General features: G+C 72.3%; 7 protein-coding genes. 3 read left to right on the top strand and 4 right to left on the bottom strand.

The window, feature by feature from the left end:
- Window positions 1–162 precede the first annotated feature (162 nt).
- The gene (locus ACQKIP_RS32385; protein WP_365860329.1) at window positions 163–1,137 is read right to left on the bottom strand and encodes a hypothetical protein; all 975 of its coding nucleotides are present in this window, start codon (window positions 1,135–1,137) and stop codon (window positions 163–165) included.
- Between the two features lie 168 nt (window positions 1,138–1,305).
- Between ACQKIP_RS32385 and ACQKIP_RS32380 the strand changes: the two genes are divergently transcribed.
- From ACQKIP_RS32380 to ACQKIP_RS32370, 3 genes are all read left to right on the top strand, one after another.
- A complete protein-coding gene (locus ACQKIP_RS32380; protein WP_365860330.1) occupies window positions 1,306–3,594 on the top strand; it encodes a heavy metal translocating P-type ATPase in 2,289 nt (762 codons plus the stop codon).
- 137 nt (window positions 3,595–3,731) lie between these two features.
- Window positions 3,732–4,421: a copper homeostasis protein CutC gene (locus ACQKIP_RS32375; RefSeq protein WP_365860331.1), complete on the top strand. Its 690-nt coding sequence runs from the start codon at window positions 3,732–3,734 to the stop codon at window positions 4,419–4,421.
- Between the two features lie 76 nt (window positions 4,422–4,497).
- Window positions 4,498–5,049, top strand: coding sequence for a DUF2165 domain-containing protein (locus ACQKIP_RS32370; RefSeq protein ID WP_365860332.1), 552 nt, complete (start codon window positions 4,498–4,500; stop codon window positions 5,047–5,049).
- A 4-nt stretch (window positions 5,050–5,053) separates the two neighbouring features.
- Here ACQKIP_RS32370 and ACQKIP_RS32365 read toward each other — a convergent pair whose 3' ends face one another.
- From ACQKIP_RS32365 to ACQKIP_RS32355, 3 genes are all read right to left on the bottom strand, one after another.
- Window positions 5,054–7,189, bottom strand: coding sequence for a HelD family protein (locus ACQKIP_RS32365; RefSeq protein ID WP_427744916.1), 2,136 nt, complete (start codon window positions 7,187–7,189; stop codon window positions 5,054–5,056).
- A gap of 199 nt (window positions 7,190–7,388) precedes the next feature.
- Complete coding sequence (locus ACQKIP_RS32360) at window positions 7,389–8,366, bottom strand: 2-hydroxyacid dehydrogenase (protein ID WP_365861112.1); 978 nt, start codon at window positions 8,364–8,366, stop codon at window positions 7,389–7,391.
- A partial coding sequence (locus ACQKIP_RS32355; RefSeq protein ID WP_427744918.1) for an alpha-hydroxy-acid oxidizing protein occupies window positions 8,363–8,513 on the bottom strand: 151 nt, incomplete at its 5' end. The genes ACQKIP_RS32355 and ACQKIP_RS32360, both read right to left, overlap by 4 nt.

The raw sequence follows: 8,513 nt of genomic DNA, 5'->3' as shown, positions 1-8,513 counted from the left end.
GCGTTTGTACCTGCGGGTCCGTCGTGGCTGATCGCGCAGTTACCCGCGCCCCTGACGGGGCGCTCTGGTGAGGGGCGGTGGGTGGTGGTTTTTAGGGGCGCGGGGAACTGCGCGGTCAGCCCCCACCCACCCGCACCCGCAGACTCAGGCGGCCCGGAGAAGTTAGTGATCGTGGCCGTCCGGATCCGTATCCGGGGTCACGTCACTGCCGCTCCCCGGCGGCACCGCCCCCGCCCGCACCGTGAACGCCGCCGTACGGACCTTCCCCTCGTGCTTGAAGTCCAGGAACAGGCGGTACGAGCCGGGGCTCGGTGCCGTTGCCATGAAGGAGACCGCGGGGCCCGGCTCCGTCCTGCCGTCGCCCGGTTCGCCGGTGGGGTGGACGTGGAGGTAGGCCAGGTCGCCGGAGCGCAGGGCGACCAGGTGGCCGTACGAGCCGAGGTAGGGCTGGAGGTCGGTGACCGGGCGCCCGTTCTTCTCGACGTTCAGGGTCACGGCACTGGACTTGCCCGGCTTCAGCGAGCCCTTGAGGCTTACCTCGTAGCCGTCGACCGTGGCCTTGGTGTTGGTCCGGGGCAGCGCCTTCGGGGTGTAGTCACCGGCCACCGCGAGATCCGCGCCCAGCGTCAGGCCCTCCTTCTCGCCCCGCGGCTTGAAGTCGGCGAAGACGCGGTAGCCGCCCGCCTCGGACAGCTCGACCGGCGTCGACCAGGTGCCGTCCGCCGCGCGGGTGGGGTGCAGGTGGCGGTAGGTCGTCAGGTCGTGCGAGGCGACGATGAGGTGCAGCTCCTTGTCGTGCTCCCTCTCGTACGCCGTGACGTTCTTGCCCGCGCCCTTCGCGCCCGCCCCGTCCTCGACCACCGTGAAGCGCAGCTCCTCGCGCTTGCCGGACTCGATGCGGGACGTCTTCAGGTCGAGCGAGTAGCCGCGCTCGGAGATCTGGAGGCCGCCGGGCACGGCGTCCGCCCCGGCCCCCGCGCCTGATTCCTCCTCGCCCGGGTCCGTGTGTCCGCCGTGCTCGCTCGCGGGCTTCTTCTTCGCGGTCACGGGGTCGATGCCCTGCCCCACCCCGTACGCGGTGCCGAAGGTGGCGGCGACGGCCGCGGCGAACGCGGTGATCTTCAGTCCGGTGTTCATGGTCGGCTCCCAGCGGGTCCGTAGCGGGTCTCCAGGCTTTTGAAGGTACCCCCCCTGGGTATAAAGTCAAGCAGCGGATCACCTTGCGTTAGGTACCCCCTAGGGGTATACATGGATCTCGAACAGCGGTACCCACCCCGGGTGCCCCCGACCGAGGAGCCCGCGGACATGCCCACCACACCCGGCACCACCGGCGGCACCACCGAGGTGGCAGAAGTAGAACTCGCCATCGGTGGGATGACCTGCGCCTCGTGCGCCGCCCGTATCGAGAAGAAGCTCAACCGCATGGACGGGGTGGAGGCGACCGTCAACTACGCCACCGAGAAGGCGAAGGTCAGCTACCGCGGCCAGGACGTCGCCGTCCAGGACCTGATCGCCACCGTCGAGGCCACCGGCTACACCGCACAGGAGCCCGCCCCGGCCCGTACGGAGCCCGCCGCGCAGGAGGACGACGAGCGGCAGGCCGACGACGGGCTGCGGCCCCTGCGCGAGCGGCTGGTCACCGCCGTCCTGCTCGCCGTGCCCGTCATCGCGATGGCGATGATCCCCGCCCTCCAGTTCGAGTACTGGCAGTGGCTCTCTCTGACCCTGGCGGCGCCGGTCGTGACGTACGCGGCCTGGCCCTTCCACAAGGCCGCCTTCACGAACGCGCGGCACGGCGCCGCGACGATGGACACGCTGATCTCGGTCGGCACGTCCGCCGCCTTCGCCTGGTCGCTGTGGGCGCTGTTCTTCGGCACGGCCGGTACGCCCGGCATGACGCACCCCTTCGAGCTGACCATCTCCCGCTCGGACGGCGCCGGGAACATCTACTTGGAGGCCGCGGCGGGCGTCACCGCCTTCATCCTGGCCGGGCGGTACTTCGAGGCCCGCTCCAAGCGCAAGGCGGGCGCAGCCCTGAAGGCGCTGCTCCAGTTGGGGGCCAAGGAGGTCACCGTCCTGCGGGCCGGCACAGGGCGCGAAGAGACCATCCCGGTCGACGACTTGAAGGTCGGCGACCACTTCCTCGTACGGCCCGGCGAGAAGATCGCCACCGACGGCAAGGTCATCGAGGGCGCCTCGGCCGTGGACGCCTCCATGCTCACCGGCGAGTCCGTGCCGGTCGAGGTCGCGAAGGGCGGCTCGGTCACCGGCGCGACCCTGAACGTGGGCGGACGCCTGGTCGTCGAGGCCACCAGGGTCGGCGCCGACACGCAGCTCGCCCGCATGGCCAAGCTCGTCGAGGACGCGCAGAACGGCAAGGCCGCGGCCCAGCGCCTCGCCGACCGGATCTCGGCGGTCTTCGTGCCGGTCGTCATCGCCCTGGCCGTCGCCACCCTCGGCTTCTGGCTCGGCAACGGCTCCGGTCTGACGGCGGCCTTCACCGCTGCGGTCGCCGTACTGATCATCGCCTGCCCCTGCGCCCTGGGGCTCGCGACGCCGACCGCCCTCATGGTCGGCACCGGGCGCGGTGCCCAGCTCGGCATCCTGATCAAGGGCCCGGAGGTCCTGGAGACGACCCGCAAGGTCGACACGATCGTCCTGGACAAGACCGGCACCGTCACCACCGGCCGGATGACGCTGCTCGCCACGCACGCGGCGGACGGCACGAGCGAGGACGACGTCCTGCGGCTCGCGGGGGCGTTGGAGCACTTCTCGGAGCACCCCATCGCGCGGGCCGTTGCCGCAGGCGCGGCCGAGCGGGTCGGCGCACTGCCCGCCCCCGAGGACTTCGCGAACGTCGCGGGCCTCGGCGTCCAGGGCATCGTCGAGGGCCACGCGGTCCTGGTCGGCCGCGAGGCGCTGCTCGCCGAATGGGAGATCCGGCTGCCCGCGGACCTCGACCGCGCCAAGGCTGAGGCCGAGGCGGCCGGGCGTACGGTCATCGCGGTCGCCTGGGACGGCGAGGCGCGCGCGGTCCTCGAAGTCGCGGACGCGGTGAAGGACACGAGCCCGGAGGCGATCGAGCGGCTGCGTGCCCTCGGCCTCACGCCCATCCTCCTGACCGGCGACAACAAGGCGGTCGCGGCGGCGGTGGCCGCCGAGGTGGGCATCGCCCCGGACGACGTGATCGCCGAGGTCATGCCGCAGGACAAGGTCGACGTGGTCAAGCGGCTCCAGGCCGAGGGCCGGAGCGTGGCGATGGTCGGCGACGGCGTGAACGACGCGGCGGCGCTCGCGCAGGCCGACCTGGGCCTTGCGATGGGCACGGGTACGGACGCCGCCATCGAGGCGGGCGACCTCACTCTCGTACGAGGGGACCTGCGCGCGGCGGCCGACGCCATCCGCCTCTCGCGCCGCACCCTCGGCACGATCAAGTCCAACCTCTTCTGGGCCTTCGCCTACAACGTGGGCGCGCTGCCGCTGGCCGCCGCGGGCCTGCTCAACCCGATGATCGCGGGCGCCGCGATGGCGTTCTCCTCGGTCTTCGTGGTCGGCAACAGCCTGCGCCTGAGGGGGTTCAAGCCGCTTTCCTGAGCGATCGCCCCGGTGCGCATGAGGCGCACCGGGGCGATCTGCGCGTAGGCTGGGTAATTGGACTAGACCTATGTGCGGCGATTTCAGGGGCTCTGAGACCGTCCGCCCCGCGGCCCCGGACCCGAAGGAAGACATCCATGAGCAAGCGTGCAGTCCTGGAGGTGATCGCCCTCGACGCCGAGGACGCCGTCGCCGCCCAGGCCGGAGGCGCGGACCGCCTCGAACTGGTCACCGACATGGCCGCGGACGGCCTGACCCCGTCCCGCGAGACCTTCGCCGGGATCCGCGCCGCCGTGGACATCTCCCTGCGCGTGATGCTGCGCCTCGCGGACGGCTTCGCCGCGGGCGACGTCGACGCTCTCGTGCGCCGCGCGCACGAGCTCAGGAGCGAGGGCGCCGACGAGTTCGTCCTGGGCTTCCTCGACGAGACGGGCGGCCCCGACCTGGCCGCGGTCGAAGCACTGGCGGGCGCGATCGACGGCTGCCGCTGGACGTTCCACCGGGCCATCGACCGGACCCCCGACCGCGACGCCCTGCGCAAGCAGCTCGGTGACTTCCCCGGCCTCGACACCTACCTCACCGCCGGCTCGGCGACCGGAGTGGACGACGGCCTGCCCACGCTGCTCGCCGAGGCCGCGCGCTCCGGCGAACCGGGCTACCAGCAGCAGATCCTGGTGGGCGGCGGCCTGCGCCTTGACCACCTTCCGCAGCTCAGGGCGGCGGGCGTCGACGCGTTCCACATCGGCGGCGCCTCCCGGCCCGACGGCTGGTCGGCTCCGGTCTGCGCCGAGGCCGTCGCCCGCTGGCGGGCCGCGATCGACGCCTGACCCCTTTGCGCCAGGGGGGCCTGATCGCGTTCCCCGCGGGACGCGATACAACTGGGCCAACAGGGGAGGGGACTTCATGCCGACACCAGTGGACACAACACGTCCCGCGGACCGCATACTCAAGGCCGGAACGCTGCCCGTCGCGGCGACACTGCTCACCGGGACGGTGGCGCTCTACATCGCGCTCGTAGCGTTCGGGAACATCACCGATTTCGACAGCAACCAGCAGTTCGTGCGCCATGTCCTGGCGATGGACACCACCTTCAAGGACGACGACCTGATGTGGCGCGCGGTGGAGTCCACCGCGCTCCAGGACGCCGCGTACGTCGGGATCATCGTCTGGGAGACCCTGGCCGCGCTCGTCCTGCTCACGGCGACCGTCCTGTGGGCCGGGGCCCTGCGCCGCCCCGCCGGGCTGCGCCGGGCCCGGCGGGCGGGCACGATCGGCCTGCTGATGGTCCTCGTCCTGTTCGGGGTGGGATTCATCGGGATCGGCGGCGAATGGTTCGCCATGTGGCAGTCGGAGGACTGGAACGGCCTGGACGCGGCCACGCGCATCGTGACGCTCGCGGGCCTCGTGCTCGTCGTCTCGCACCTGCCGGCCGCCCGGCAGTCGGAAACCGCCTAGCCTCCTAGCCGCCCAACTGCTCCGGCAGTTCAGCCGAGTGCACGACGGTGAGTCCCGACACCGCACGGGTCAGGGCGACGTACAGCCTGCGCAGACCCGTCCGTTCGTCGGGCTCGCCGTCCACCACGGCGGCGGGCTCGTCGAGGACCACGTAGTCGTACTCAAGTCCCTTGGCGAGGGAGGCGGGCACGAGCGTGAGGCGGGTGTCGGGCGTGGTCTCCTCGCCGGGCGAGAGGTACGTCATTCCCGCCGCTTCCAGGGCCTTGGCCAGTGCGGGAATCCGGGCGTCGGCGGCGATGAGGCCGATCGAGCCCTCGTGCCGCAGCGACTGGGCGCACGCTTCGAGGGACGCGGCGTCCAGGTCGTCCGCCCGCCGCACCACCAGCGAACCCGGCGACTCACGCACGGACTTGACCTCGGCCAGGCCCGGCGCGATGGAGGGCAGCAGCAGGGACGCGTACGCGATGACCTCCCGCGGCACACGGAAACCCGCCGTGAGCTCCTCCACCACGGCGTCCCCCTTGCCCAGATGCTCCAGGGCCTCCTCCCAGCTCCGGGTGGCCCAAGGGGTGGTGCCCTGCGCGAGATCGCCGAGGACGGTGGCCGAACCCGTCGTGCAGCGGCGGCCCACCGCCCGGTACTGCATGGGCGAGAGGTCCTGCGCCTCGTCGAGCACGACATGGCCCAGGGAGTGCGTCCTTGCGACCAGATCGCTTGCCTCGTCGATCAGCACGGCGTCGGCCGCCGACCACTTGGCCGCCTTGACACTCCGCACCGGCTTGCTCCAGAGGATCAGCTTCTGCTCGTCCTCGTCGAGAATCCCCTGTGCGTGTACGGCCAGGAACTCGGCGTCGGAGAGCAGCCGCAGCACCAGCTTCGCCGGATCGACGGGCGGCCACACGGCCTTGACGGCCGCCTTCACCGCGGAGTTACGGGCCACGGCGTCCTGCACCCGGTCGTCCGGGGCCTCGCCCGCCCGCTCCATCTGGACGAGCACGGCGTGCGCGATGCGCTGCGGCAGCGCGTCACGGGCCGCCCCGTAGCGGATGTTGCGGGCCAGCAACTCGCCGACGCTCTCCTCCAGTTCGTACGCCGGGACGCGCCAGCGCCGCGAGCCGCGCACCACCACGACCGACTCGACCGGCATGGTCACGTGCGAGCGCAGGGCCTTGCGCAGGACGGCGGCCATCCGGGCGTCGCCCTTGACGACGGCGGCGGCAGCTTCGTCCGTGCCCCGCACCTCGACGTGCGCCACGAGATCGTCGACCGTCGCCTGCTTGACCTCAAGCTCGCCGAGCGCGGGCAGGACCTGCTCGATGTAGTGCAGGAAGGACTTGTTGGGCCCGATGACCAGGGTGCCGGTCCGGGCCAGGCGCTCGCGGTGGGCGTACAGCAGATAGGCGACACGATGCAGGCCGACGGCGGTCTTTCCGGTGCCGGGGCCGCCCTGCACGCAGACCGAGCCGCCCAGGCCGCTGCGCACGATCTCGTCCTGCTCGGGCTGGATCGTGGCAACGATGTCGCGCATGGGGCCGACGCGGGGCCGCTCGATCTCCTGCTGGAGCAGCTTGCTCGTCCGCTCGGCCTCGTCGGCGTCGCTGAGGTGCTCGTCCTCGTACGCGGTGAGGTCGCCGCCCGTGTACCCGAAGCGCCGCCGCAGGGCGATGTCCATCGGGGCCTTCTTGGACGCCCGGTAGAAGGGCTGCGAGACGGGGGCGCGCCAGTCGATGACCATCGGGTCGCCGTCGGAGTCGTGGACGTGCCGCCGCCCGATGTAGAACTGCTCGCCCTCCGCGCCTTCCGCCTGGTCGGCGCCGGGGGCGTGGAGGTAGTCGAGGCGGCCGAAGAAGAGGGGGGTGTGGGAGAGGTCGGCGAGGGACTTGATGCGCTCGTCGATCTGGCTCTGGAGGACGGCGGCGTTGACCCAGTTCGCGGTGACGTCGCGAATGTCGAGCGCCTCGGCGTCCTCGCGCATGGCCCGGAGAGCCGAGCGGGATGCGGCGAGGTGGGATCGCTCTCGGGAGAGGGGGTCTGGACGGCCGTGCACGGTTGCCTCCGGCGGGGGGTGCGGGATGGGGCTGACCGGTTGCCGACCGGGCAGTGGCGGGCGCGGCGCGTTGCACGCGGGCAGACCGGGCATTTTATGCCCCGCTTCACGGGGCAGCCACCGAATATCCCCTCCGGGGGGGCGGGTGGGGGCGCCCCGCGCTTTGGGTCGTGCCGAACAGGCTCGGGGGGGGGGGCGGGCCGGCGCGCGCGCCCCGCGCAGGGGGGGGGGGGCGGGGGCCGGGCGCGCCCGCCCCCCCGCCCCCCCCCCCCCACCGCCGGCTGTTGGTACGTCAGGAGACCACGTCCCCCAGCGGCTTGCCCTCCAGGTGCCCTGCGACGTTCTGGATCGCGGCGAGGCCGATGCGTACGAGCGTCTCGCGGGTGACGCCCGCGACATGCGGCGAGAGCACCACGTTCGGCGCCTTGAGCAGCCGCAGGGCCGCGGTGGGCGGTTCGGGGTCGAAGACGTCGATGCCCACCCCGGCCAGCGTGCCGGCCGTCAGGGCGTCGGCGAGGGCGTCCTGGTCGATGAGCGCGCCCCGCGAGGTGTTGACGACGAAGGCGGTCGGCTTCAGGAGGGCCAGGCGTTCGGCGTCCAGGAGGTGGCGGGTGTCCTGCGTGAGGGGCGCGTGCAGCGACACGTAGTCGGACGTGCGCAGCAGTTCTTCGAGCGGTACGTGGCGTGCGCCGCCCAGCCGGGCCTCCGTCTCCGCTGACACCGGCCTCGGCCCCGCGTAGAGGATGGTCATGTCGAACACGACCGCGCGGCGGGCGACTTCCTCGCCGATGTGTCCGAGGCCGACGATGCCGAGCGTCTTGCCGGACAGCTCCGTGATGGACTGCTGGAGGCGGGGCAGCGCCCAGTCCGCCTCGGTGAGGGCGGTGTGCGCCGGGATCAATTGCTTGGCGAGGGCCAGCATGAGGGCGAAGGTCTGCTCGGCGACGTTCTGCTTCTCGGCGCCGCTGGAGCCGATCGAGCAGACCTGGATGCCGCGTGCGCGGGCCGCGTCCAGGTCGACGTAGTCGAAGCCGTGGCTCGCGCACTGGACGACTTCCAGGTCCGGCGCGGCGGCGATGTGCTCGGCGGTGACGGGCGCGAGGCCGGTGACGATGACGTGCGCCGCGCGCAGGGCCGCGGGGTCCTCGTCGGCCGACTCGACGACGGTGACGTGCGCCGAGCCGGGAAGCAGCCCGGCGAGGGCGCCTCCCGCCGCGCGGCCGCCCACGTGGGGCGAGACGATGGCGAGGACGTTCTTCACGGCGGTCATGCGGACTCCTCGATCAGGTCGTCGGGGGTGAGGCCGGCGGGTCCGGCGTGGCCGGACAGGGCCAGGGTGAGGTCGAGTTCGGCGAGCAGACAGCGGATCACGTGGTCGACGCCCGCCTGGCCGTCGAGGCCCAGGCCGTAGGCGTAG

It is taken from the genome of Streptomyces sp. NPDC059900, from assembly GCF_050270335.1.
In the GTDB taxonomy this organism is placed as follows: Bacteria; Actinomycetota; Actinomycetes; order Streptomycetales; family Streptomycetaceae; genus Streptomyces.
Note: the sequence above shows the minus strand (reverse complement) of the source record. Positions and strands in the feature narration are given on the sequence as shown.

Excerpts from the sequence above, each read along its gene's own strand:
- ACQKIP_RS32370 (WP_365860332.1), top strand. The coding sequence starts at position 4,498 with ATGCCGACACCAGTGGACACAACACGTCCCGCGGACCGCATACTCAAG.
- ACQKIP_RS32385 (WP_365860329.1), bottom strand. The coding sequence starts at position 1,137 with ATGAACACCGGACTGAAGATCACCGCGTTCGCCGCGGCCGTCGCCGCC.
- ACQKIP_RS32375 (WP_365860331.1), top strand. The coding sequence starts at position 3,732 with ATGAGCAAGCGTGCAGTCCTGGAGGTGATCGCCCTCGACGCCGAGGAC.
- ACQKIP_RS32365 (WP_427744916.1), bottom strand. The coding sequence starts at position 7,189 with ATGCCCGGTCTGCCCGCGTGCAACGCGCCGCGCCCGCCACTGCCCGGT.
- ACQKIP_RS32360 (WP_365861112.1), bottom strand. The coding sequence starts at position 8,366 with ATGACCGCCGTGAAGAACGTCCTCGCCATCGTCTCGCCCCACGTGGGC.
- ACQKIP_RS32380 (WP_365860330.1), top strand. The coding sequence starts at position 1,306 with ATGCCCACCACACCCGGCACCACCGGCGGCACCACCGAGGTGGCAGAA.